The sequence below is a fragment of the Rhizobium sp. BR 250 genome, assembly GCF_047445855.1.
In the GTDB taxonomy this organism is placed as follows: domain Bacteria; phylum Pseudomonadota; class Alphaproteobacteria; order Rhizobiales; family Rhizobiaceae; genus Agrobacterium; species Agrobacterium tumefaciens_I.
In genome coordinates, this window is sequence record NZ_JARWKW010000007.1 from 80,281 (window position 1) to 104,312 (window position 24,032).

General features: G+C 60.7%; 22 protein-coding genes. 17 read left to right on the forward strand and 5 right to left on the reverse strand.

The genetic code is table 11. From position 1 onward, the window contains the following. Positions 1–8: 8 nt before the first annotated feature. The 4 genes from QD336_RS13130 to QD336_RS13145 all read right to left on the reverse strand — a co-directional run bounded on the left by QD336_RS13130 (position 9) and on the right by QD336_RS13145 (position 5,530). The gene (locus QD336_RS13130) at positions 9–1,070 is read right to left on the reverse strand and encodes an ABC transporter ATP-binding protein (RefSeq protein ID WP_499171017.1); all 1,062 of its coding nucleotides are present in this window, start codon (positions 1,068–1,070) and stop codon (positions 9–11) included. Next, positions 1,067–3,298: an ABC transporter permease gene (locus QD336_RS13135; RefSeq protein WP_499171018.1), complete on the reverse strand. Its 2,232-nt coding sequence runs from the start codon at positions 3,296–3,298 to the stop codon at positions 1,067–1,069. Before QD336_RS13135 ends, QD336_RS13130 begins: the two co-directional genes overlap by 4 nt. A 79-nt stretch (positions 3,299–3,377) precedes the next feature. Further along, the gene (locus QD336_RS13140; protein WP_499171019.1) at positions 3,378–4,403 is read right to left on the reverse strand and encodes an ABC transporter substrate-binding protein; all 1,026 of its coding nucleotides are present in this window, start codon (positions 4,401–4,403) and stop codon (positions 3,378–3,380) included. A gap of 98 nt (positions 4,404–4,501) precedes the next feature. Beyond that, entirely contained in the window at positions 4,502–5,530 is a 1,029-nt protein-coding gene (locus QD336_RS13145) for an ABC transporter substrate-binding protein (protein WP_499171020.1), read from the reverse strand. A 215-nt stretch (positions 5,531–5,745) separates the two neighbouring features. On the opposite strand from QD336_RS13145, the gene QD336_RS13150 reads away from it, so the two are divergent. The 17 genes from QD336_RS13150 (at position 5,746) to QD336_RS13230 (ending at position 22,958) form a co-directional block, all read left to right on the forward strand. After that, on the forward strand, positions 5,746–6,495 hold the full coding sequence (locus tag QD336_RS13150) for a response regulator transcription factor (protein WP_442864949.1): 750 nt from the start codon (positions 5,746–5,748) through the stop codon (positions 6,493–6,495). Next, positions 6,492–8,627 (forward strand): sensor histidine kinase, encoded by a 2,136-nt coding sequence (locus tag QD336_RS13155; protein ID WP_499171021.1) that lies wholly within the window; start codon positions 6,492–6,494, stop codon positions 8,625–8,627. The genes QD336_RS13150 and QD336_RS13155 overlap by 4 nt, the downstream gene beginning before the upstream one ends. A gap of 170 nt (positions 8,628–8,797) precedes the next feature. Beyond that, the gene (locus QD336_RS13160; RefSeq protein WP_269345649.1) at positions 8,798–9,238 is read left to right on the forward strand and encodes a hypothetical protein; all 441 of its coding nucleotides are present in this window, start codon (positions 8,798–8,800) and stop codon (positions 9,236–9,238) included. 131 nt (positions 9,239–9,369) lie between these two features. Next, complete coding sequence (locus tag QD336_RS13165) at positions 9,370–9,879, forward strand: cytochrome P460 family protein (protein WP_269345648.1); 510 nt, start codon at positions 9,370–9,372, stop codon at positions 9,877–9,879. Between the two features lie 277 nt (positions 9,880–10,156). After that, entirely contained in the window at positions 10,157–11,203 is a 1,047-nt protein-coding gene (locus QD336_RS13170; RefSeq protein ID WP_499171022.1) for an alpha/beta fold hydrolase, read from the forward strand. Between the two features lie 95 nt (positions 11,204–11,298). Further along, positions 11,299–12,039 (forward strand): response regulator, encoded by a 741-nt coding sequence (locus QD336_RS13175; RefSeq protein ID WP_269345645.1) that lies wholly within the window; start codon positions 11,299–11,301, stop codon positions 12,037–12,039. Then, entirely contained in the window at positions 12,036–13,352 is a 1,317-nt protein-coding gene (locus QD336_RS13180; RefSeq protein WP_499171023.1) for a sensor histidine kinase, read from the forward strand. The genes QD336_RS13175 and QD336_RS13180 overlap by 4 nt, the downstream gene beginning before the upstream one ends. Before the next feature lie 149 nt (positions 13,353–13,501). Further along, positions 13,502–13,918, forward strand: a complete 417-nt coding sequence (locus QD336_RS13185; RefSeq protein WP_269345642.1) for an organic hydroperoxide resistance protein — start codon at positions 13,502–13,504, stop codon at positions 13,916–13,918. A 323-nt stretch (positions 13,919–14,241) separates the two neighbouring features. Then, positions 14,242–15,660, forward strand: coding sequence for an aldehyde dehydrogenase family protein (locus QD336_RS13190; RefSeq protein ID WP_269345641.1), 1,419 nt, complete (start codon positions 14,242–14,244; stop codon positions 15,658–15,660). Positions 15,661–15,931: 271 nt separating this feature from the next. Further along, positions 15,932–17,176 carry an epoxide hydrolase family protein gene (locus QD336_RS13195; RefSeq protein WP_269345783.1) on the forward strand — a complete coding sequence of 415 codons (1,245 nt, stop codon included), beginning with the start codon at positions 15,932–15,934 and terminating at the stop codon, positions 17,174–17,176. 321 nt (positions 17,177–17,497) lie between these two features. After that, on the forward strand, positions 17,498–17,965 hold the full coding sequence (locus QD336_RS13200; RefSeq protein ID WP_499171024.1) for a hypothetical protein: 468 nt from the start codon (positions 17,498–17,500) through the stop codon (positions 17,963–17,965). A 1-nt stretch (position 17,966) separates the two neighbouring features. Further along, on the forward strand, positions 17,967–19,214 hold the full coding sequence (locus QD336_RS13205; protein WP_269345638.1) for an oxalate decarboxylase family bicupin: 1,248 nt from the start codon (positions 17,967–17,969) through the stop codon (positions 19,212–19,214). A gap of 109 nt (positions 19,215–19,323) precedes the next feature. Then, on the forward strand, positions 19,324–20,436 hold the full coding sequence (locus tag QD336_RS13210; RefSeq protein ID WP_269345636.1) for an FAD binding domain-containing protein: 1,113 nt from the start codon (positions 19,324–19,326) through the stop codon (positions 20,434–20,436). Positions 20,437–20,530: 94 nt separating this feature from the next. Continuing rightward, positions 20,531–21,340 (forward strand): cyclase family protein, encoded by an 810-nt coding sequence (locus tag QD336_RS13215; RefSeq protein ID WP_499171025.1) that lies wholly within the window; start codon positions 20,531–20,533, stop codon positions 21,338–21,340. A 141-nt stretch (positions 21,341–21,481) separates the two neighbouring features. Next, the gene (locus tag QD336_RS13220; protein WP_269345631.1) at positions 21,482–21,919 is read left to right on the forward strand and encodes a curlin; all 438 of its coding nucleotides are present in this window, start codon (positions 21,482–21,484) and stop codon (positions 21,917–21,919) included. 59 nt (positions 21,920–21,978) lie between these two features. Then, a complete protein-coding gene (gene csgH, locus QD336_RS13225; protein WP_499171026.1) occupies positions 21,979–22,377 on the forward strand; it encodes a curli-like amyloid fiber formation chaperone CsgH in 399 nt (132 codons plus the stop codon). Between the two features lie 167 nt (positions 22,378–22,544). After that, on the forward strand, positions 22,545–22,958 hold the full coding sequence (locus QD336_RS13230) for a curlin (RefSeq protein WP_499171027.1): 414 nt from the start codon (positions 22,545–22,547) through the stop codon (positions 22,956–22,958). 46 nt (positions 22,959–23,004) lie between these two features. On the opposite strand, the gene QD336_RS13235 is transcribed toward QD336_RS13230, so the two are convergent. Next, entirely contained in the window at positions 23,005–24,000 is a 996-nt protein-coding gene (locus QD336_RS13235) for a hypothetical protein (RefSeq protein ID WP_499171028.1), read from the reverse strand. Between the last annotated feature and the right edge of the window lie 32 nt (positions 24,001–24,032).

Here is a 24,032-nt window from a genome sequence, read left to right on the forward strand (position 1 = left end):
GTGAGTCTTCAAGCGTCGATGAGGGCTATGCCACGGTTTTTGAAATTGAGTGTGACATCGCTCGTTTCGCGTTGCGTGTGGTTCATTTCATGGTCAACGATGAAGAGCGTGCCGACTTCGGTTTCGACTTCATATTCGATGTGGCCACCGAGATAGGCCGTGTGCAGCACGCGACCGGGCATGCCGCTGCCGCCCGCCGCACCGATGGTGATGGCGCCGGGCCGCACCGCAAGCTTGGCGGTGCCGGAGCGCGGGCCGCGACTTCGGACCCGATGTTCCATATTGCCAACCCGCACCAGGGATTCTTCACCCGTCTGGGAAATGACTTCGCAGGGCACCACGTTCGCCTCCCCCATGAAGTCCGCGATGAAGGAGGATGCGGGTGCCTCGTAAAGCTCGCGGGGCGCGCCGGACTGGGCGATCTCTCCCTCCTTCATGACGATGATGCGATCCGACACCGCAAGTGCTTCATCCTGGTCATGCGTGACATAAACGGCGGTGAAGCCGATCCTTTGCTGTAGCTCGCGAATATCGGTGCGCACGCGCCGGCGCAGGCGCGCATCAAGGTTCGACAAGGGTTCATCGAGAAGCAGCACCTGCGGCTCCAGCACGAGGGCGCGGGCGACTGCGACGCGCTGCTGCTGGCCGCCGGAGAGTTCCGCCGGCAGGCGGTGCCCCATGCCTGCAAGGCCGACGAGCTTGAGCCCCTCTTCGGCCTTTTCCCGCGCCTCGGCCTTTTTCAGGCCCGAGGACTGGAGGCCGTAAGCGACGTTATCCAGCGCGCTCATATGCGGAAACAGGGCATAGGACTGGAAGACCATCGAGACATCCCGCTCATTGGCGGGAAGCATGGTGACATCCTTGCCGCCGATGAGAATGCGGCCGGAATTGGGATGTTCAAGGCCGGCGAGCATGCGAAGCGTCGTTGTCTTGCCGCAGCCGGAGGGGCCAAGAAGCGTGACGAGCGTGCCGGGCTCGATGGTCAATGAAAGATCTGGAATGGCGGTGAATGCGCCGAAGGCCTTGCGGACGTTTTCGAAGACGACGGAGCCCGGTTTGACGGTAATCATGCGACTTTCTCCTGAGGGTGAGAAACGGATTTGGCTGCATCGAGGCCCGCGACGCGGTTTTCGCGCCGCAGACGTCTTTCGCCGACGATGAGCTGGAAGCCTGCGATGACAGTGATCATGACGACGATCAGCATCGAGGAATAAGCAATTGCGACACCGTATTCGCCGTTTTCAACGAGGCCGACGATATAGGACGTCGCCATGTTGTATTGGGCGCTGACGAGGAAGATCACCGCGCTGATGGACGTGATGGCCCGGACGAAGGAATAGACCAACGCTGCCCTGATGGCCGGTCGCAGAAGCGGCAGCACCACCAGGCGGATGGTGCGGAAGCTGTTTGCCCGGAGTGTGAGCGAGGCCTCGTCGAGGCTTTTGTCCAGCTGGCTCATGGCCGCAATGCCACCGCGCACGCCGACCGGCATGTTGCGGAAAACGAAGCAGGCAATGAGGATCAGTGCCGATCCCGTCATTTCGAGCGGCGGCAGGTTGAAGGCCATTATGTAGCTGACGCCGATGACCGTGCCGGGAATGGCAAAGCTCATCATCAGGGCAAATTCGAACAGGTTCCGGCCGGCAAACTTCTGCCGGACGATGATATAGGCCGTCAGGAGACCAACAGCCGCGGTCAGCGGAGCGGAAATCAGGGCGATCTCCATCGTCGTCCAGAAGGAATTCCAGGCGACGCCCGTCCAGGCGATCGAACCATTGCTGAGGCTGACGGAGAAGGCGCGGACGTAATGTTCGATCGTCAGCGTGTTGTCCAGGCCCCAGGTCTTCACGAAACCGCCGACGAGGATCATGCCATAAACGACGATGGTGAAGAGCATCCAGGGAACGACGAGCGCGTGCACCACAATCGACATGGATTTCGGGAGAGCGGCATGCGCGCCGCTGTCGCCCTTGCCGGTGACGGTGGCGAAATTCTTGCCAGCGAGCCAGAAGCGCTGCGCAATGAAGGCCGACAGTGTGAAGCAGAGCAGCACGATGGCGAGGACGGCCGCGCGTGACGGGTCATTCTGCGAGCCGACGACGGCGAAGAAGATTTCCGTCGAGAGAACGCCGTGGCTGCCGCCCAGCACCAGGGGATTGCCGAAATCCGCCATGCTTTCGATGAAGCCGATCAGAAACGCATTGGCAAGGCCCGGCTTCATCAGCGGAAGCGACACGCGCCAGAAGGTGCGCCAGCGGTCGGCGCGCAGCGTTTGCGACGCCTCCTCCATCGACGGGCTGACGCCTTCGACCACGCCGATCAGGACGAGGAATGAAATCGGCGTGAAGGACAGGACCTGCGCGATCCATATGCCTGTCAGGCCGTAGAGCCAGCGGCCCGGCTCGATGTCGAAGATGCTCGACATGAATTCGGTGACGACGCCTGCACGGCCAAAAAGCAGCGTCAGGGCAAGGCCGATGACGAAAGGCGGCGTGATGATCGGCAAGATCGTCAGCAGCCGCAGGCCTTTCTTGAACGGAAAACGCGTGCGGGTGGCGACCAGCGCGAAGGCCAGACCGAGGATGGTCGATCCCGCCGCCGTCATGATCGCGAGGAAGAGTGTGCGCCATGCGACGCCGCAGCGGCCGGCACCGATCACGCAATCAAGGCTCCAGATGCCGGGATCGCGCATGTTGCGGATAAATCCGTCGGGATTGAACGAGCCGTCAAAGTCCTGCACCGCGCCGACCATCATGCTGCCGATGGGATAGAACACGAAAACGCAGACCAGGAAGACGAGAAGTGAAATCGAGGAGACGACAAAGACGTCGCCCTTCATGAAACCCCGTTCGGCGAGGCCAAAGGAAATGAAGAGCACAAAGACGAAAGCCATCGTCACCGCGCCAGCACCCATGGAGGGCTGCCCGTCGGCCATGGCTCCGAAAAGGCTTTCAGTCACCTGCCAGGTCCATCCGCTAAAGCCGATCGCCAGTCCCTGAAGGACGAGGAAGGCAAGCCCGAACGCGCCAGCGGCCACAAGAAGCCTGCCGCGCAGGAGAGGATCGGAGAGCATCCGCGCAAAGGCCCCTGCCAGAAAGAAGAACAGGACGCCGGACAGCCAGGTGCGGCCCTCGGTTATCATCTGGAGAATGCCGGGCGCGACCTGCGACGATGTCGGAAATTCCGATAGCCAGCCGAGGCCGAAAAAGCCGCTTTCGATGCGGTACCACGGCACCAGCACCAGGGCAGCAAGGCCCAAGGCCAGAACGATGTCCAGCCTGCGATTGCCATGGGTCATGGTCAACCTCACAAAATTGAGTGTGTCGGAAAGGGGCTGCCTTCGTCATTGAGAAACGAAGGCAGCCGGCATGGGATTATCAGTTGGCGGCGGCGCCGACGTCCTTGTCCCAGCGCTCAAGCAGGGCCTTGCGCTTTTCAGGATCGCCATAGGTCTTGAAGTCGTAATTGATCAGCTTGATATCCTCGAAGCGCGGCGCTTCCTTGGGGATTTCGGCCGTCTTGTTCGACGGAAGCTGGAACGACTTCGCATCCTTCATGCGCGATTGAACGTCGGGCTGAAGCGCCCAGTCATACCAGGTCTTGGCGTTTTCGAGATTGCGCGCGCCCTTGACGATGGACATGGAGCCGATTTCGTAGCCGGTGCCCTCACACGGCGCGACCGACTTCACAGGAAAGCCTTCCGCCGTCTGTGCCACGGCGTCATGCATGAAGACGATGCCGACAGCCGTTTCGCCACGCGCCGCCGCCTTGACCGGGGCCGAGCCCGACTTGGTGTATTGCGAAATATTGCCGTTGAGCTTCTTCAGATAATCAAAGGCCTGATCTTCACCCATGATCTGCACCAGCGAGGCAAGCGCGGTATAGGCCGTGCCGGAGGAATTCGGGTTGGCGATCTGGATTTCGCCCTTCAGCTCGGGCGCCAGGAGATCAGCCCAGCACTTCGGTTCCTTGTAGCCCTTCTTCTTGAAGATATCCGTATTGTATCCCCAGCCGAGCGCACCGGCATAAACGCCGACCGTCTTGTAACCGGCACTTTCGGCCTGGTTTTTCGCCCAGTCCTGCAACTGGTCGAGCATCTTCGATTTATATTCCAGCGTCAGGTTTTCAGAAGCCGCCTGAAGATGTGGATCGCCGGTGCCGGCCCACCATATGTCGGTTTTCGGGTTGCGGGCCTCCGCGCGGATCTTGGCGTAAGCCTCACCCGAGGACATGCGCACCATGTTGACCTTGATGTCATGGCTCTTTTCGAAGTCACCCTTCATCTGCTCGCAGATCACCACATCCGCAGCGCAGATGAGATTGAGGTCGCCGGCAGCATGGGCCGGAACGCTCAAGAGAGTTGTGCCTGCCAGAAGCAGGCTGGATATGATCGTCAGTCGCATGATTTCCTCCATTTTTTGCGTCTGAATAAGTCTGCGGACATGGCTTCGCCGTTCGACATGCCGGTGGCTGTCGTTTTTGTCCGCTTCAAGTCGTCTGGTTATTGGCTGGGGGGATGTACTTCCGTATCAAACCGGCGCAAAAGCCGCCCCCGTTCTTCCGGTGTGCCGAATGTCGCAAAGTCGTAATCGACCATCTTGATCAGGGAGAGGTCCGGCGCGCCCGCCGGCAACGCTGCTTTCGCATTGGACGGCACCTGGTTCTGCCCCGCAGCAGCCCCCGTGGCCTGCCCTTCGGGGCTCAGCGCAAAGTCCACGAACCGCCGGGCTTCCTCCCGGTTTTTCGTGCCCCTGACGATGCTGACTGCGCCGATCTCATAACCGGTTCCCTCACAGGGAGCGACGATGACGAGGGGTGCACCCGCCTCCTTCTGCGTGACGGCATCATGCATGAAGGATATGCCGATCACTGCTTCTCCGCGCGCCGCCGCCTTGACCGGCGCGGAGCCCGCCTTGGTATATTCGGCCACGTTCTGATCGAGCGCCTTCATGTAGCTGAACGCCTCCTCCTCGCCGAAAAGCTGGACGAGGGTCGCGAGCATGGTGAAGGCGGTGCCCGACGAGTTCGGATTGCCGGCCAGAATTTTGCCGCGATAGGTCTCACTGATCAGGTCTTTCCAGCAACTTGGAACCGGAAGCCCTTGCCGCTGCAGAAGGTCGCTATTATAGGCAAAACCGAGCGCACCCGCATAAATGCCGGCCGATTGCCCACCCGACATGGTGAAGAAATTCTGCGCCCAGGGAAGAACCTCGGTTTCATTCTTCGAGGCATAGGCTTCCAGAAGCCCTTCGGATGCGGCCTGCAAATGGGTATCACCCGTACCCGCCCACCAGACGTCAACCGTCGGCGCGTCCTTTTCCTTGCGGACCTGTTCGAGAATTTCACCGGTGCTCTTGCGGACCATGATGGTCTGCACGCCGGTTTTCGTTTCGTAAGCGCGCTGCATCGTCGCGCACCAGGCATCATCCGCCGCGCAGAGGATGTTCAGCCTTCCATCGGCCTGCGCTCCGGCAGTGCCGAGGGCCCAAAGGGCTAAACCGGCGCTGAATGCCGCAAGCGATGCTTTCACCTTGTCCTCCCCTGGAACCTCCCCGTTCCATTCTTGAGGACAAGCATGCCAGAACCCGCGATTTGCGCAATCCGTTGAATGGTTACCGATTTTTCAACAAAAGACGGCTGCGGGGCGGAATTGGTTACGAATATTACAAATGTAACAGAACCAGTCATCATCGAGCTTTTGAATATTTCGGTCCTCTTGCATATGATCGGTGATGGGAGGACTTCATGGTGCAGAAACAGAGGATCGGGATACTGATCGTCGAAGACGATCCTGATATGGCGGAACTGATTGCCGATCTTGTGGAGGCCGAAGGCTGGTCTCCGCTTGTGGTACACTCGGCGGAAGATGCCGCGGCGACACTGGGACACGAACACATCCATCTCGTGCTTCTCGATCACAATCTGCCCGGAATTTCCGGCAGAACCTTCGCCCAGCGCATCCGCACCGAGCTGGGACTGAATGTCGGCATTGTCATGGTAACGGCGGCTGGCAGCGCAACCGAGCGCGTGCTGGGTCTGGAAACCGCCGCAGACGACTATGTCGTCAAACCTTTCGAGCCGATTGAACTGACGGCACGGATCAAGGCCGTTCTTCGGCGCATCGCTCCCTCCCTCAAGGTCGAAAAAGAGCCGGAACGCGAAACCGAAATGAATTCGCTGAGGCTTGGAGACTGGGCGGTCGATCTTTCTGGGCGGCGCGCCGTCTGCCTTGCAGACCGCAGCAGGACGCTGACGACGGCCGAATTCGCGCTTCTGGAGATCCTGGCGGAAACGCCGAACAGGCCGGTCAGCCGATCCCATATCCTCGATCGCCTCGGCGCGGAAAGCGACCGTTTCATCGATCGCAACGTCGATGTTCTGGTGCTTCGCCTGCGCCGGAAGATCGAGCGCAACCCGGATCTGCCGCAACATATCCAGACACGCAGAGGCAAGGGTTACGTCCTCCATACAGACAATGCCGAGCCGCAATTGTGATCAACAGGCTCTTCCTCCAGTCAATCGCGTTTCGCCTGCCCTTTGCCATCGTCTTCATATGCTCATCGGTCTTCATTCTGTCGGCGGTCGCAATCTACGGCCTGCAGAAGGCGAAAACCGAAATGGCGACTTACAGCCTGCAGGCCTTCTCCAGCCTTGCACGCGCTTCGCTCGTGTCGCGGCAGGTAGCCGATCTCGTTTCCAGCGCGCCGCTGCTGATGAATGCGACATCGCCTTACCGCGTATCGAGCGAAAGTCGCGCGGTCGTTTCGCAGGTGGACAGCCTTCTTGTGACCATCGCCCAATACAAGAAAGCCGAAACGCAGAACGCCATTCCAAACGACGATATCGTCGAGCTGCTCCAGGCCATTCGCCAGCAAACCCTGTCGCTCGCGGCGGATGCGGATGCAGCCCAGCAGCACAAGGCGGAGGCGGCAGCGGCACTCGGCGAAATCGCAACGGGTCAGGCCGTCACCGAAGGAGCCCTTCGCCAGCGCCTGAACGCCATCGTACAGGCTGCCGCCAATTCCGCCAGCCTGTTCCAGCTGGGTGAATTGCAGCGTCGTTTCACCTCGGAAACCGGCTATTTCATGAATGAGCCGGCCGCGATGGATGACGCAGGAGCCGAGGGGCTTGCACCTTACAAACGGGTGTTCGACGCCCAGACGCAATATCTTCTGGAGATGTTTGCGATCCAGTCCTCCGTATCGAAACTCCACGTCGTCTCCCGCAACCTTTCCCACGCAACCGAAACGCAGAGCGAAGCCGTCGCACACAGACTGACGCAGGGCCTCGCCTCGGCTTCGGCGGCGCTCACCCGGCTGATCGTCATGGTCGCGATCGCGTTTGTGGTCGTCATCATTCTCTCGACCCTCTCCATCCGCTCCGTCATGCGGGTCTCACACGGCATAACGACACTTTCAGGCGGCATGAATTCCCTCGCAAATGGCGAGCAGAATGTCAGCCTGCCCACCTATCGTGGCTCGGAAACCGAACTCATCCGCCTGTCGGACGCATTTCGTGCCTTCAAGGACAGCGTCGACCGCGTGTCCCGTCTTCGCCGCACGGCCGAAGCCGCGGCCCGGACAATCCGCTCCACCTTCCGGACAATGAACGAGGGCATCGCGCTGTTTAATGCCGCCGGCCTGCCCATCACCATGAACAGGCGCATCATCGAGCTTGTCGGAAAACGTGGCGGTTATTCCAGGAAGCTGCCGTTGCGCTCCTTCGTCGAAACGATACCGGAGATCGATCCAGCCCTCTTGCCCTCCTCCGAAGATCCCGGCGGACTTGCCAGCCGGATAACCGTGCGCCACCGCACACTGGACCAGCAGGTCACGGAGATTGCCGTCTCCCGGCAACCGGACGGCGGCATCGTGCTTCTGGCCCGCGACGTGACAGCGCTCGACCGCCAGGAGGCAGAAGCTGCAAAGGCGCAGCGGCTTGACGGCATCATGCGCATGACCCATCAGCTCAGCCACGAAGTCGGCAACATGATCGGCATCATTACCGGAAGCCTCGGGCTTCTGGAGCGCGAAACAGGCTTCAGCGAGCGCCAGCAGCGCAACATCAATCGCATCCGCAAAGCCGCCGATCGTGGCCGCCAGCTTGCCAGCAGCATGCTCTCCATCGGCAGCCAGCAGCCGATCCATCCCGTCTATGTGGATGTCGCCTCGCTCCTGAAGGGAATGGTGGATGTTCTCGAGATTGCGGTCGGTACGCGCAACCAGATCAGCCTTCGCCTCCAGGATGATCTACCAAGGCTGGCGCTGGACGCCGCCCTGTTCGAACAATCCATTCTCAATCTTTGCCTCAACTCAGCCGCAGCCATGCCAGGCGGAGGGGTCATCATCATCGCTGCGCAGACATCGGACAATGCAGTCGAGATTTCGGTGGAGGACAACGGGCAAGGCATGGATCAGGACGCGGTGGACCGCGCTTTCGAACCCTATTTTACTACGCGTGCCCAACAGGGCGGCACGGGCCTTGGCCTCGCCATGGTCTACGGTTTCCTGCGCCAGAGCGGCGGTGATGCCAAAATCACGTCTCAGCCCGGTTGTGGCGCTCGTGTGTCCCTGACATTCCCGATTTCCGGGCAGCCGGGCGACGGGACCCCACCATCGAAAGGATAACGAAAAGCGCGGTAAGGATCGCCATAGCGCCGTGCATTGTCCTCTCCAGCGGAGGTTCGGATCTGCCATGTCCGGATGCCGCTTCGCGGTTCATTGACCGCAGGCGATGATGGCGGCAAGCCAGGCGCAAGCAAGTTGCGTCAGGTTGCGGGCGAAAGGGAGATACACCCATGTCCACTATCGATCGTATTGGCTCCACTGCCCTGCTCTACACGCGCGCGCGGCCGCAGGACGTTTCTCAACCGGCCCTTGGCCAGGCTTCCGAGCGGTCGGCTTCGCCGATCTCGGGTGGGGCTGCGCCCTCCATTTCCTCCAATCTTGCCAATGCGCTCTGGTCGCTCCAGGGGCAGCAGCAGGGGTCTATCGAGGAGGCTCCGCTGCAGGGCGGCGGACCGAGCCCGGAGGAGGAGGAGTTGAGCAAATGGGCGCATATGAGCCTCGGTGAGAAAATCCGGGCGCAATATCTGGAGGCACGGGGATTGTCGGAGGGAGACCTCGCCGCCATGCCGCCCGACGAAAGGAAGGCCATAGAGGACGAAATCCAGAAGGCGATCAGGGCCGCGATGGAGGCACGAAAGGACGACGACGTGAACGGGCTGGCCGGCATCTAAAACGACGCCCGGCCGGGGGCGGCACGGCGTCCGGCTACAATCCGATACATAAATGCGGGTTTCGTGAAACATGCCGGATACCTGCGGCGCAGATCATCGCCTGATCTTTTTCGGATCAGGCAGGATTTTTCATGAAGAGCCAGATTTTCTTCGCCGTCGCTCTCTCGGTCGCAGGAGCAGGTTTTGGGGCCGTTTATTCCAGCCTTGCGGACACACCGCCGGAAAACGCCTCTCCCATCTATGGTGTCACGCTTCCGGAAGGATATCGTGACTGGCAGTTTATCGCGCCCGCCCAGGAAGCCCCACCCCTGGACGAGCTGCGCGCCGTTCTGGCAAACGATATCGCGGTCGACGCCTATAAGAGCGGAACCTTACCCTTTCCCGACGGCTCGATCCTGGTGAAGCTTGCCTATAAGAGGCAGCAATCAACGGAGTTTCCGCCGGCCACGGTGCCGGGAGCGGCAACCACCGTGCAGGTGATGGTGAAGGACTCCAAAAAATATCCCGACAGCCACGGCTGGGGTTTCGGGCGGTTCGTCAACGGCAAACCGGTCGATGTCGCGCAGCATGAGACCTGTCTCTCCTGCCATGAGGGCAACGTCAAGGACCATGATTTCGTCTTCACGCGATACGCGCCCTGACGCATGACAGGATCGTTCGGCCGGGAGGCTGGCGTCGTCGCCGGGCCGCCTTTACCGCCCGGAGCCCCGACCATCATCGCCCGTTCACGGGTCCTGTTGCAGCCGCTCCTGACGATGGGGCGGCTGATTGCGTTCAGGGGAACAGGCCGAATGTATCCTTATGTATCCAGAATGGCCCCTGCTACAAAACCATTCACATTCGCCTCCCCCGGGACACATCGAGGATACACGAACCGCGTTTCCTGCCCGTCATCCAACAAGGACAGGAGAGACAGCAATGAATTCCAGGATCGATTTACAGCGCCGCCGCTTCTTCGGCATTGCCGCGATGACCGTTGCCGCCGTCGAATTCGGGGCGGCGAGCCTCGCTCACGCCAAGGGCGAAGCGCCTTCGCAGGGTCCATCAACCGGACGCGAAGGAGCGACCTCCTTTGGCGCCTTGAAAGAGGTCAAAGCGGGCGTGCTGAGCGTCGGTTATGCCGAAGCCGGTCCGGCGGACGGCCCGGCCGTTCTGCTGCTGCACGGATGGCCCTATGACATCTACAGCTATGTGGATGTCGCGCCCATTCTTGCTTCGGCGGGATATCGGGTGCTCATCCCCTATCTGCGCGGCTATGGCACGACACGTTTTCTCTCGGACGACACGCCACGCAACGGACAGCAGGCGGCGCTTGCGGTCGACATGATCGCCTTTCTCGATGCGCTCGGCGTGAAACAGGCCATCGTGGCCGGTTATGACTGGGGCGCGCGCACGGCCGATATCATGGCGGCGCTCTGGCCCGAACGCTGCACGGGCCTCGTGTCGGTCAGCGGCTATCTGATCGGCAACCAGGAGATCAACAAGAAGCCGCTTCCGCCCAAGGCGGAGCTGTCCTGGTGGTATCAGTTCTATTTCGCGACAGAACGCGGCCGTGCAGGCTATGCCGCCAACACCCGCGACTTCGTCCGCCTGATCTGGCAGACGGCGTCTCCGACCTGGAAATTCAGCGACGAGACATTCGATCGTTCAGCCCCGGCATTCGACAATCCCGACCATGTAGCGATCACCATCCATAATTACCGCTGGCGGCTGGCGCTGGCCGATGGGGAAGCCAAATATGACGACTATGAGCGCCGGCTTGCGAAACTCCCCGTCATCGCCGTTCCGACCATAACGCTGGAAGGTGACGCCAATGGCGCGCCGCATCCGGATCCTTCCGCTTATGCGGCGAAGTTTTCCGGCAAATACCAGCATCGCAACATTACCGGCGGCATCGGCCACAACCTTGCGCAGGAAGCGCCCGAGGCATTTGCAAAGGCCGTTCTGGACGTTGCAAAGCTTTAGGCTTGCCGAAGCCCGCGAACCGTTGTCTTACTGCATGTGACAGCAGTGACGCGGGTTGCGGGCCACCCGAACCGTCCGGACGACGAAGGCATCCAATGGAACATATCGACCACATTCTCGTCGTGGATGACGACAGGGAAATCCGGGAGCTGGTCTCCAGCTACCTGAAGAAGAACGGCCTGCGCGCAAGTGTAGCGGCCGACGGACGGCAGATGCGGAGTTTTCTCGACGGCAATGCCGTCGATCTGATCGTGCTCGACGTAATGATGCCCGGCGATGACGGGCTCGTTCTCTGCCGTGAGTTGCGGGCCGGCAAACACAAGGCGACGCCGGTGCTCATGCTGACCGCCCGCGATGACGAGATGGATCGCATCATCGGTCTCGAAATGGGTGCTGACGACTATCTGTCTAAACCCTTCGCGGCCCGGGAGCTTCTTGCGCGGATCAAGGCGATCCTGCGTCGCACCCGGATGCTGCCTCCCAACCTGCAGATCAGCGAAGCGGGGCAACTCCTGACTTTCGGCGACTGGCGTCTCGACACGGTCAGCCGCCACCTGCTCGACAGGGAGGGAACGGCAGTGGCGCTGAGCGGCGCTGAATACCGGCTTCTCAGGGTCTTCATCGATCATCCCCAGCGCGTCCTTAACCGGGACCAGCTGTTGAACCTCACCCAGGGACGCGATGCCGAACTCTTCGACCGGTCGATCGATCTTCTCGTCAGCCGTGTGCGGCAGCGGCTGGGAGATGACGCGCGGGAACCCGTCTACATCAAGACGGTGCGGGCGGAAGGTTATGTCTTTTCGGTTCCCGTGGAGATTTCGGAGCCGAGGATATGAACGGCCGAAGCCTGCCTGTCGGCTGGTGGCCACGCTCGTTGCGGTCGAGGCTCTTTCTCATCCTGCTCGCCGGTCTGGCCATTGCCTACAGCCTCTCCTTCAGCATCCTTTTTGCCGAAAGATACATGTCGGCGAAGGCGGTCATGCTCGGCACGCTGGAGAGCGACCTTGCGGTATCGATTGCCATCATCGACCGCCTGCCTGCGGATGAGCGCGCCAAATGGGTCAATCGCCTGAGCCGCAGTAACTATCAGCTTGTCCTCGGCCCCGGCCTTCCCGGTGTTTCCGACATGTCCGGACGCGGCGCGGAAATTGCGCAGAGGATCGAGGAAGCGGCGGGACACAGGTTTCCCGTCAAGGTCGAGTCCATTCCCGGTGACGGCAAGAGGCTCCAGGCGCATCTGACCCTGTCGGACGGCGCACCACTGACAATCGACGTGACTCCGCGCGGCGTGATGCCGCTGGCGGATTGGCTGCCCTACGTCTTCGCCGCGCAAATGGTGCTTCTGCTTCTTTGCACCTGGTTTGCGGTCCGACAGGCAACCCGTCCCCTGAGCGCGCTTGCCGCGGCAGCGGAGGCGCTCGATCCGGGGGAGAAGGGCCTTCCGATGAGTGAGAACGGCCCGAGCGAAGTTGCCCACGCCGCCCGCGCATTCAACGCCATGCGCGATCGCATCGCGCAATATCTCGAGGAGCGTGTCCAGATTCTCGCGGCGATCTCGCATGACCTGCAGACGCCCATCACCCGCATGCGATTGCGGGCCGATATGGCCGACGATACGCCGGAAAAGGAAAAACTGGTCAAGGACCTGCGTGAAATCGAACGTCTGGTGCAGGATGGCATTGCTTATGCACGCAGCACGCATGGCAGTGGCGAAAAAGCGTCGCGCATCGATCTGGCCTCTTTCATCGACAGCATCGCTTACGACTATCAGGACACCGGAAAAGCCGTCTCGGTTTCCGGCATCGTCCGCGGCACGGTCTCGACCAAGCCCCATGCATTGCGACGAATATTGACGAACTTCATAGATAACGCCCTCAAATTCGCCGGCAGTGCCGAGATTGCAGTGGACCGGCAGGACGAAGGCACCGTGGTCGTCACGGTGCTGGATCGCGGGCCGGGTATTCCTGACAAGATGCTGCAAAACGCCATGCAGCCCTTCTTCCGGATCGAAACATCAAGGAACCGCGACACGGGCGGGACAGGTCTTGGCCTTGCGATCGCGCAGCAGCTTGCCGGAACCATTGGTGGCTCGGTGCGGCTCTATAACAGGCAGGGCGGCGGGCTTGCGGCCGAGGTGACTTTCCGCTGATAGGGCGACGTCCGAAGACGACCATCGGCAGAAGTGAGGCTACGTTTCGATACAGTTTCGCCGTTTCCGGAAACATGCCGGATACGCTGGTCCGTCACAAAGCTCCTATCAGAAAACGCCGCAGCAGCGGCAAATGAAAGGAGCCTCCCATGACCAGCATCGATACCGTTCTTTATACCGGCAAGACCCACACGACCGGCGGGCGCGACGGATCGGCCCGCAGCGATGACGGCGCGCTGGACATCAAGCTTTCGCCCCCCGGCAGCGGAAAGCCGGGCACGAATCCCGAACAGCTTTTTGCCGCGGGCTGGTCGGCATGTTTTATCGGCGCCATGACAAAAGCGGCGGCGAAACGCCAGCTGCGGCTTCCCGCCGACACCGCCGTCGATGCGGAAGTCGATCTCGCCACCACGGACAGCGCGTTCTTTCTGCAGGCGCGCCTGTCGGTCAGCCTGCCCGGCATCGACCGCCCCGTCGCGCAGGCGATCATCGAGGATGCGCACCAGATCTGCCCTTATTCGAAGGCAACCCGGGGGAACATCGATGTCTCGCTCACACTCGCTTAGGACGGCTGTCTCCATGCGTGCACTCGTCATCGTGATCGTGTCTGCCGCGATATTCGCAGCGCCGTGCATTTACGATCTCACCTCCCAAGAACCCTCGCCGCTTGCAGGACTTCTGGGCGCGATCTCAACGATGTGAATGACAAGAGAACGGCTCGGCATCTGCCGGTGCCGTTTTCGCTTTTTCCTCTCTTCCTTCCCACCCCCGTGACGAATTCAGCGAAACGTCCCGACGTTTCATGCTGCCCGCGTCAGGCGCGTCATTCGATGGCCGGAACAGCCAGGACAACCGAGTTCGCCACTCAATCTCGAATGAGGTCAGATCAATGCGATCCATTGAACATATCTACGTCAACGGTGAATTTGTGGTGCCAGCCGGCAACGAGCGGCTGAACCTTTTCAATCCCACCACCGAAGAAAAAATCGGCGATGTACGGCTTGGCAACGCTGATGATGCAAGGGCAGCGGTGGCAGCCGCAAAACGCGCTTTTCCCGCCATGGCGGCCTCCACCAAGGCGCAACGTATCGAAATGCTGCGGAGCCTGCGCGACGCGATCGCGGAGCGGCCCGATGAGCTCGCTCAAGCCATGACCGAAGAATACGGCGCCCCCGCTTATTTCACCACTTTTTCCCTTCAGAACGCAGCGTCGGTTTTCGAAGTGATGGCGGAGACCGTCGCGAATTACGACTTCGAGCGGATCGTGGGTAAAAGCGCGGTCAAGATGCTGCCGCGCGGCGTTCTCGCCGCCATCACGCCCTGGAACAGCAATTTCGGCTTCATCGCCACCAAGCTTGCGCATGCGATCGGTTCCGGTTCTCCCCTTGTCATCAAACCGGCCGAACAGAGTGCGTTTCAGACCGATATTCTGGTCAGAAGGCTGCATCAGGCTGGCCTGCCGGCCGGCGTTTTCAACGTCGTCAACGGCACGGGTCCGGTGGTCGGTGCGGCGCTGACGGAAGACCCCGACGTGGCGACCATCAGTTTCACCGGCTCCACCCAGGCGGCAAAGATCATTCAACGCGCCGCAATCGACAGCATGAAGAGAGTGGTTCTGGAACTGGGAGGCAAGGCACCCACCATCATCCTGCCGGATGCAGACCTCGACAGGGCAATACCCGTCGCCTTGATGTCGGGCTTTGCCAATAGCGGTCAGGCCTGCGTCGCGGGCACCCGCATCCTCGCCCCTCGGTCCCGCCTCACCGAGATTGCCGAACGGCTGAAGATCGAAACCGGGAGGTTCAGGGTTGGCGACCCTCGCGATCCGGACGTCCGGATCGGACCGCTCGCCAATCCCGCCCAGTGGGAGAGAATTCAAGCCTATATCCGGCTTGGCATCGAAGAAGGGGCAACCCTGCTGACGGGCGGAACCGGGCGACCAGCGGGATTTGAAAAAGGATGGTTCGCCCGTCCGACAATCTTTACCGATGTCAGAAACGACATGCGCATCGCCCGTGAAGAAATCTTTGGTCCGGTCCTGTGCCTCATCGCCTATCGGGATGAGGACGAAGCCGTCGAGATTGCCAACGACAGCAACTACGGACTTCAGGCCTATGTGCTGGGATCCGACCTGAGACAGGCCGAACAGATCGCCGCAAGGCTGATGGCTGGCCGCGTCGTGATCAACGGCGCCCCGCATGATCCACGCGCGCCCTTCGGCGGTTTCAAGCAATCCGGCATTGGCAGGGAGATCGGTGCGTTCGGTCTCGACGGCATGCTCGAACCGCGAGCCATTCTCACCCCGTAACCTGAATATTTCAGGGCGCCTGCCCCGGCGGGCGCCCGTCACTGCGGCAGACTGATTTGTATCCCTATGTGTCAGCCGCGCGGAAGCCAACGTTTTGTGACGCAACGGCAGGTGGAAAGAAACAGTCGGGATACGATCAACATCTACCTGTTCCTAGCGCGAGATGATCGCGAACCACACCGATATGGAGAGAAACATGACTGATGCCGTTAACCCCGGAAAATACGGACGAAGAACCGCTCTTGTCCTTGGGTCTGCAATGACTGTTTTGATGGCCTTCCACCCTGCTCTGGCAGTTGAACAGACCAAGCCCGCCCAATCCGAAACGTCTGCCGACGATAGTATTCGGCCGTTTCAGGTCCATGTGGATCAGGCCCAGCTTGACGACCTGAAGAACCGGATCAGGAATGCGCGCTGGCCGGACAAGGAAACCGTTGGCGATATTTCGCAGGGCATCCAGCTGGCGCGGGTTCAGGACCTCGTTCGATATTGGGGCAGTGATTATGACTGGCGGAATGCCGAGAAGGAACTCAACGCATTGCCCCAGTTCGTCACCAAAATCGACGGCGTCGACATCCACTTCATTCATGTCCGCTCCCGCCATCCCAACGCCCTGCCCGTCATCCTGACCCACGGCTGGCCGGGTTCCATCTTCGAGTTCACGAAAGTCATCGGCCCGCTGACGGACCCGACCGCTTATGGCGGCAAAGCCGAGGACGCGTTCGACGTGATCATTCCCTCCATCCCCGGCTATGGCTTTTCAGGCCATCCGACCGATCTGGGCTGGGGTCCGGATCGCGTCGCCCGGGCGTGGGACACCCTTGTAAAGCGCCTCGGCTATACGCGTTATGTTTCCCAGGGCGGGGACCATGGTTCGGTCATTTCCGATGCCCTGGCGCGGCAGGCTCCAGCAGGTCTCGCCGGCATCCATCTCAACATGCCGGCCACCGTTCCCGGAGCGCTCATGAAGGGTATCAATGGCGGTGATCCAGCACCGGCGAACCTGTCGCCATCGGAACGAGATGCCTATAACGCGCTGCAGGGATTTTTCGGCAGGAACGCCGCCTATGGCGCGATGATGGTCACAAGACCTCAGACGATCGGATATTCCTTATCCGACTCCCCGGCCGGGCTTGCCTCGTTCATCTACGAGAAGTTCGCGCAATGGAGCGATAGCAACGGACAGCCCGAAAGCGTGCTTTCGCGCGATGAAATGCTGAACGACATCACCCTCTACTGGCTGACCAATAGCGGTGCGTCCGGCGCGCGATTCTACTGGGAAAACAACAACAACAACTTCAGCGCGGACGCCCAGAAGACACGGGAAATCAAAATCCCGGTCGGCATAACGGTGTTTCCAAAAGAGATCTATCAAGCGCCCGAAAGCTGGAGCAAGCAGGCCTATCCATCCCTCTCCTATTATCATCGGGTGGATCATGGCGGACATTTCGCGGCATGGGAGCAGCCGGAAATTTTCTCCAGGGAGCTTCGCGAAGCTTTCAGAAATCTGCGCTGAGAGCCACTATCATTCTGCAAGCGCGGCCCGGTGCCGCGCTTCCTTATCTCAGGTCATGTAACAGCAGCAGCCGGACATCGGCTGCATCGTCGTCCATGTGAAGATGCCGGGGGCTCTCCGGCATCGGCTGCCGCGCGGGCCGAACCGGCGTGGCAGCCATCCGCCTTCCATCTGCGCCCAGCCACCAACACCTTCTGCCATACGAACTAGACCTCTGTATAGATGCCGGCGCCTCCGCCCCGCCGTAGCCTTTGCTCCAGTCAAGCGCCTCCCTTCAGGGACGATCCTGACGACACCATCACCCTTTTTGTGGAGCACGGCATGACCTCCATCAGCAAGAATGCGGACGAGCGCAAACCTCGTCGTCTCAAAGTCGCAGCGGTTTTGGCATTGGGTGCGATTGCAGTGCTCGGCGGCAATCTCCTCCTCATCAGAGATGCCGAACCGGCGCTCGCGGCCTCCGAAGAGATCACGTCGGCAGGCGCGTTGCACATCCTCGCACCGCAGACGATCGACAGGCTGGCGGGACTTTCCGCGCCCGTTGCGGATGGCAGCGATGCGGACGATGGCGCGCAGCCTGTTCCGGCCGAGGACAAGACCTCCTGCGTCGCCACCCGCGCCGCCCGGAAAACGGACCGGCATGACGCACTCGATCCCAAGGCCTTCTGCCAGTTGCAGCAACGCCTCTTCAATGCCGAACTGATCGACCGCATCGCGGTGCTCCAGCTCGCATCACAAACCCGCTCTATCGACAGCTCGTCCCAACTCGCCATGAACAAGGAGTTCTGAAATGGAAACGTTGACCAGACGTGCAGTTCTCGCAATCGGCGCCGTCGGCGGCACCGCCCTTGCCGCCAGCGCAGCCGGAGCAGCATCTTTCGGCAATCCCGACCAGCCCGCCGAGGGAGCCATCAATGCCAATGCCGCGGGGCTCAGCGATCCCGGCCCGAAGAACCCGGCGATCAACGACCAGTTTCCCTCCTTCCAGAGCCCGCCCGCGACCGATGTCGGCGACATGCAGCTCTTCTGGGGCTCGTTCAACAATGCCGCCAAGCGTATCCAGAACGGCGGCTGGGCCCGTCAGGTGACCAAGTCGGACTTCGCGATTTCGGATGCCGTCTCCGGCGTCAACATGCGGCTCGGACCGGGCGGCATTCGCGAGATGCACTGGCACCGTGCCGCCGAATGGGCGATCATGACCAATGGCCGCTGCCGCATCACCGTGCTCGATCCACAGGGTCGCGCCTATGTGCAGGATGTCGAGGCCGGTGACCTCTGGTATTTTCCGGCCGGTTACCCCCATTCGCTGCAGGGCCTTGGTCCTGATGGATGCGAATTCGTCATCGTGTTCGACGAAGGCGATCAATCCGAATATGGCACCTTGCTTCTGACGGACTGGCTGGCGCATACCTCCCCCGAACTGCTGGCCAAGAATTTCGGCGTCGCGCAGGATGTGTTCCGCAACATTCCGCTGCAGAACCTCTGGATCTTCCAAGGCAAGGAGCCGGGACCACTCTCCAGGGATCAGGAAGCCGTTGCCGGTGCCGGTCTGCCGCCTTTCCCCTTCACCTACAAGCTCGCGGCATCCAAGCCTCTGAAGGAAAATACCGCCGGCGTCATTCGCCTTGCGGACAGCAGCGCCTTTACCGTGTCCAAAACCATTGCCGCCGCCATCGAAACGATCAAGCCCGGCGGCGTGCGTGAAATGCACTGGCACCCCAATGCGGATGAATGGCAATACTGGATCAAGGGCGAAGGCCGGATGACCGTGTTCGACGCGGGCCCGCGCAGCCAGACCGCCGATTTCCGTGCCGGCGATATTGGCTATGTGAAAAGAAGCCAGGGTCACATCATCGAAAATACCGGGAAGACCGACCTGCAATTCGTCGCGGTCTTCAAGGCCGCCGAATATCAGGAGGTCAGCCTGTCGTCCTGGCTGACCCATACCCCGCCGGCGCTGGTGGCCCAGCACCTGAACGTCAGCATCGAGGATGTGGCGAAATTTCCCGCAAACCAGCCAGCGATCATGCCGGGTTGAATACCCTGTCCGCTTATAGACCGGCGTTTCGGCATGTCCGATCCGCCGGTCTTTCTGGCGAAGACCAGACATTACGCCGCAAAACACTTTCGAAAGACAGGAACGAGCCATGAAACCATTGACAATCCGCATCGCCGGCGGCTCGCTTGCCGGTCTCTTTACGGCGATATTGCTGCAGGAGGACGGACACGATGTGAGAGTTTATGAACGCTCGTCGTCCGGCCTCGCCGGGCGCGGTGCGGGGCTGGTGCCGCAGCAAGACCTGTTCGAGGTTCTCGGTCAGATCGGCTGCGAAGACGTCGCCCATGTCGGGGTGGTTGCAAAGGAACGCATCTACCTCGATGCCGATGGCCGGGTCGCCCAGCGCCAAAAAACGCCGCAGATGCAGGTTTCATGGGACTATCTGTTTGAACGCGTATCCTCCCGTCTCCACGCCGATACCTATCGTCTCGGACATCAGGTCGATGCCGTTCGGGAAGACCCGGAAGGGGTGACGCTGTCCTTCGCCGACGGCACAGAGGAACGCGCCGATCTGGTGATCGGCGCGGACGGTCTGGGTTCTGCAATCCGGAGCGCCGTCAACCGCCATTCGGAAAACGCCTATGCGGGTTATGTCGCCTGGCGCGGGCTTATCCCCGAAACAGCATTGCCTGCCGATGCGGCCCTGCTGCTCGACCGCTTTGCTTTCTACATCGCGCCCGGAATTCATGTTCTGGGTTATCTCGTGCCGGGACCGCGTGGTGAGACACAGCCGGGGCAGCGCCGTTACAACTGGGTCTGGTATCGCCCGACGACGACTGATGAGCTTGACTTGACCTTCACCGGCCGCGACGGCCGGCATTTCGAACATTCCCTGCCGCGTGGAGAACTCTCGGAGCATCGCCGCAGGCAATTGCGCGAAGACGCGTTTTCGCTTCTGCCGCCGCAACTGGCGCTCGCCGTGGAAGCGGAGGAAACCCCATCCATCCAGGGCATTTTTGACTATGAGGCCGGAGAGATGGTGTCGCAGCGTATCGCGCTGGTCGGCGATGCCGCCTTTGTCGTTCGCCCTCACACGGCGATGGGCGTTTCCAAGGCCGCGGGCGACGCGATGGCGTTGCGCGATGTGCTGCGGCAAACGGACGATCTGCCCACTGCCCTTTCGCGATATCAGAGAACCCGCCTGCCGGTGGGCAAGGGAATTGCCGCCTATGGGCGGCGGCTTGCCGAAACCGCGATGTAAATACGGGTCAAAAATCAGTGGGGCTCCTGCCTTGCGTCACTCCACCTTTGCGCTACCCTTGCAATCAGGGATTTCTCAATGGAGGGACTGAGGCATGTGCAATAGCTGCGTAATCGAGAACGTGAAACGGAACATGCTGTCACGACGCCTGCTGTTCAAAGGTGCGGTGGCCGGCGTAACGGCAATGGCGGCGGGCAGCCTCGCGGCCCCGGCGCTGGCACAGTCACCCCGGCAGGTCGTCGATCTTACCCACGCCTATGATTCCACATTTCCCACATTCGACGGCAAACCGGGAATAGAGTTCGAGTGGGCGGAAGAGATCGCCAAGAGCGGTTATCAGCTCCACAAGCTCACCATCTACGAACATACCGGGACGCATATCGACGCACCGTTCCACTTCAGTGCCAACGGCGCGAGCGTCGATCAGCTGGAGCCGCAGAAACTCGTCGCGCCGCTGGTCATCATCGATATTACCGACCGCGCGAAAGAAGATGCCAATTCCACCGTCGAGGCCGAAGACATCGAGCGTTGGATCTCCGCAAATGGCGACATACCGGCAGGTGCGGTCGTGGCTCTGCGCTCCGGCTGGGCGACGAAAGTGAAAAGCCCGTCATTCCGCAACGACGACGCCGGAAAATTCGCCTTCCCCGGTTTCGGCAAGTCCGCGACCGACCTTCTGCTCGAGCGCGACGCCGTCGCCATTGGCGTTGACACGCTTTCACTGGACCCGGGCAATTCGGCAGATTTCGCCGTTCACAATTCCTGGCTCCCGGCCGGGCGTTACGGGATCGAAGGCCTGAACAACCTCGAGGCCCTGCCGGTCAAGGGCGCGACCATAATCGTCGGCGCACCCAAACATCGCGGCGGAACGGGTGGGCCGGCGCGTATCCTGGCTCTGGTCTGACACCGGCACACCCTGCAGGAGCAACCTGCCGCTTCCGGCGCATGAACTCCGACTGAATAGTCTCTTCAGCTTCCGTTCCAATGGGACCGTCTAAAACAAAGACGTTCAACCGCGGTCCCATCCGCCTGAGGAGACACAGTCATGATCCGGAAGTCTTTCATTGCAAGTGCACTCGTTGCTCTCGTTGGCATCTCTGCTGCGGCACCCGCCATGGCCAATGATGTGCGCATCGAACAATATGGCTGGTCCAATTCTGCCGGCGGCGCGCAGGAAGGTTATGGCAACCGGATCCGCACCTACCAGAATGGCGGTTACAACCGGATCGTCGGCCATCAATATGGTCATCGTAACCTTTCGGCTGTCGGTCAGGAAGGGCAAGACAATTACGGTTCCACCTATCAGAACGGCAATCGCAACGTGGCCGGCATCGGCCAGTTCGGTTCCAACCACACCACCATCCTGACCCAGGACGGCAATGGCAACATCGCCGCCGGTGTTCAGGTTGGCCGTGGCTGCAGCGCCAATGTGAGCCAGGGCGGCAACGACAATGTCGCGGCCTTCGTGCAGGCCTGCCCGTAAGCAGCCTGCAATGACGTGAAACGGGTCGATCAAAACATCGGATCATTGGGAGACGAACCATGCCCCATACCCTCAGACAGTCGCGCCGCCTGGCGGCAATCCTCGCGCTGGCCCTGCTTCCTGTCGGCGCCGTTGCGGCCATCTCGACTGCAAAGGAACCGGCCGACGGACAGCTCTGCGAGATCAAGGCGACACCGCAGGCGGGCATGGTGAAGCTGGAGGCCCTCGCCAAGGGTGACACCGGTGCCGGCGGGACCTACTCCTTTCACGTCGAAAAATCAGGCGGCAGCGGCAGTTCCGTCATCAGCCAGGGAGGCGACTTCAACGCCGCTGCCGGACGTTCGCAACTGCTGAGCTCGGTGACGCTCGATGCGAAGGGAGCCCGCTACAAGGCGGTGCTCGATCTCGTGATCGATGGCAGGAGCTTCAGTTGCACGAAGCAGATCGGCGGCGATTAAGTCGCCGCGCGCCATAAATTTTCATCTGAGAGGGCGCCGGTTCCGGCGCCCTTTTCTTTTGCGCGCGCCGAGTGACTGAACGCGATGTGAATGGGTAATTCCGGTCGGGTTCAGTTGCGGGATGCAATTATGGATCATCGGCAAGGTGCTGACAGATGGAGATAAGAATGGCCCGCAACATATTGAAACTTCTCACCGTCACCATGCTTGTTGGCGGTCTGGCACCGGTCGGATTTGCAGCACCTGCCCATGCCGGTGGCCGCATCTCCTTTGATCTCGCACCGAGCAATAGTGCTGATGGCGATCTGCTTTCGACCGGGCTGCGCGCCTATTCGCTTTACCGCAACTTCAAGGATGCCGACATAAAGCAGTTCGGCCGCGGCAATGCGGCGGGCATCGCCCAGAATGGCGGCGGCAATCTCGGCTTCATCCGGCAACGCGGCAACGGCCATTCCGCGACACTTCAGCAGAACGGCAACAACAATGCCTATGGCATTTTCCAGTATGGCCGCAACACGGACACCAATGTGGTGCAGGATGGCGACAACGGCAGCGGCCTGACCTTCAGTTATGGCTGGTAAGGTAACTACCGGAAGCCATGCCCAGGCATCTCGCGCCCCGCGGGGCTCAGTTCGCGAGAACGGCCAGAAGCTTTCCGTCTCTGCCCTGCACGATATCATGCGCCGGAACCGGTGGAGCATCGGAGGCGGGCAGAGGCGGAGCTATCAGCCACGCACCGGGATAGTCATTGCGAAGATGCCGGGGATTATAACGAACAGTGCTGCCGGCGGCATGGTGATGCGTTCCGAGCGTTGCATCTTTTGACAGGACGCCTCTTCGAACCTCGTGGAGTTTTCGCTCGCCATCAAGGGCAAGTGTTGCCTCCGAAAGATCGAAATTATCGATCCGGACGCCCTGACCTTCCGGCGTATCGAGAACCCATCTGTCGGAATCGACAAAGCCATCGGTGTAGACATTGCCGGTTGAGGACCGCAGGAACGTACCTTTCGGCAAGGTGATGCCATCAACAACATTGCCATCGGCGAGAATACATGTGCTGAAGGCGGATATGCCGCCATCGGGCTTCAGGTCGAATTGCACAGGCTGTGTCGCGTCACAGCGCCAGCCGCTCTGGGTAGTCACGCCCTTGCCGGTTATCCGCATATTGTCAGGCGTAAAGCCGATCGTCTCGTAATTCTCGTTGGTTTTGATCGAGATATAACGGGCGATCTCCACGGCATCGATATTCGCGACCGATACGGGATGCGGAAACAGGGCGCGATTGAAGGATTCCGGTGTATCGGCGACCGACAGTTCGAGTTTCGTGCCTTTGGGCATATCGATCTGGCCAAGGCGTGTCGGCTCCGAGAGTTCCGGGCGGTATCGCGCCACCCTCTCATTTTCATAGGCATTCATCTGGATATAAAAATCACCGATCTGCCACAGGGTGAAAATTGCGACAGCGCTTACCAGCCCATAGGGCAGCAGCATCGGCCGCTTCCAGCGTCCCGCCGCATATCGAAGGACAAGCCCCAGTGTCCAGACGATCCAGACGAAAGTCGTGACGAGAAGGAAGGCGAGGAAAAGCAGCGCTTCGACGGATGGCAGTGCGACAGGGATCATGAAACCAGTGGCCTTGGGCGGATCGTTTTGAT

Bases quoted from the DNA above. Each gene is read 5' to 3' on its own strand.
- QD336_RS13230 (WP_499171027.1), top strand. From the start codon at position 22,545: ATGGCCCGCAACATATTGAAACTTCTCACCGTCACCATGCTTGTTGGC.
- QD336_RS13235 (WP_499171028.1), bottom strand. From the start codon at position 24,000: ATGATCCCTGTCGCACTGCCATCCGTCGAAGCGCTGCTTTTCCTCGCC.
- QD336_RS13150 (WP_442864949.1), top strand. From the start codon at position 5,746: ATGGTGCAGAAACAGAGGATCGGGATACTGATCGTCGAAGACGATCCT.
- QD336_RS13160 (WP_269345649.1), top strand. From the start codon at position 8,798: ATGTCCACTATCGATCGTATTGGCTCCACTGCCCTGCTCTACACGCGC.
- QD336_RS13180 (WP_499171023.1), top strand. From the start codon at position 12,036: ATGAACGGCCGAAGCCTGCCTGTCGGCTGGTGGCCACGCTCGTTGCGG.
- QD336_RS13170 (WP_499171022.1), top strand. From the start codon at position 10,157: ATGAATTCCAGGATCGATTTACAGCGCCGCCGCTTCTTCGGCATTGCC.
- QD336_RS13215 (WP_499171025.1), top strand. From the start codon at position 20,531: ATGTGCAATAGCTGCGTAATCGAGAACGTGAAACGGAACATGCTGTCA.
- QD336_RS13165 (WP_269345648.1), top strand. From the start codon at position 9,370: ATGAAGAGCCAGATTTTCTTCGCCGTCGCTCTCTCGGTCGCAGGAGCA.
- QD336_RS13220 (WP_269345631.1), top strand. From the start codon at position 21,482: ATGATCCGGAAGTCTTTCATTGCAAGTGCACTCGTTGCTCTCGTTGGC.
- QD336_RS13175 (WP_269345645.1), top strand. From the start codon at position 11,299: ATGGAACATATCGACCACATTCTCGTCGTGGATGACGACAGGGAAATC.
- QD336_RS13185 (WP_269345642.1), top strand. From the start codon at position 13,502: ATGACCAGCATCGATACCGTTCTTTATACCGGCAAGACCCACACGACC.
- QD336_RS13210 (WP_269345636.1), top strand. From the start codon at position 19,324: ATGAAACCATTGACAATCCGCATCGCCGGCGGCTCGCTTGCCGGTCTC.
- QD336_RS13135 (WP_499171018.1), bottom strand. From the start codon at position 3,298: ATGACCCATGGCAATCGCAGGCTGGACATCGTTCTGGCCTTGGGCCTT.
- QD336_RS13205 (WP_269345638.1), top strand. From the start codon at position 17,967: ATGGAAACGTTGACCAGACGTGCAGTTCTCGCAATCGGCGCCGTCGGC.
- QD336_RS13200 (WP_499171024.1), top strand. From the start codon at position 17,498: ATGACCTCCATCAGCAAGAATGCGGACGAGCGCAAACCTCGTCGTCTC.
- QD336_RS13190 (WP_269345641.1), top strand. From the start codon at position 14,242: ATGCGATCCATTGAACATATCTACGTCAACGGTGAATTTGTGGTGCCA.
- QD336_RS13195 (WP_269345783.1), top strand. From the start codon at position 15,932: ATGGCCTTCCACCCTGCTCTGGCAGTTGAACAGACCAAGCCCGCCCAA.
- QD336_RS13130 (WP_499171017.1), bottom strand. From the start codon at position 1,070: ATGATTACCGTCAAACCGGGCTCCGTCGTCTTCGAAAACGTCCGCAAG.
- csgH (WP_499171026.1), top strand. From the start codon at position 21,979: ATGCCCCATACCCTCAGACAGTCGCGCCGCCTGGCGGCAATCCTCGCG.
- QD336_RS13140 (WP_499171019.1), bottom strand. From the start codon at position 4,403: ATGCGACTGACGATCATATCCAGCCTGCTTCTGGCAGGCACAACTCTC.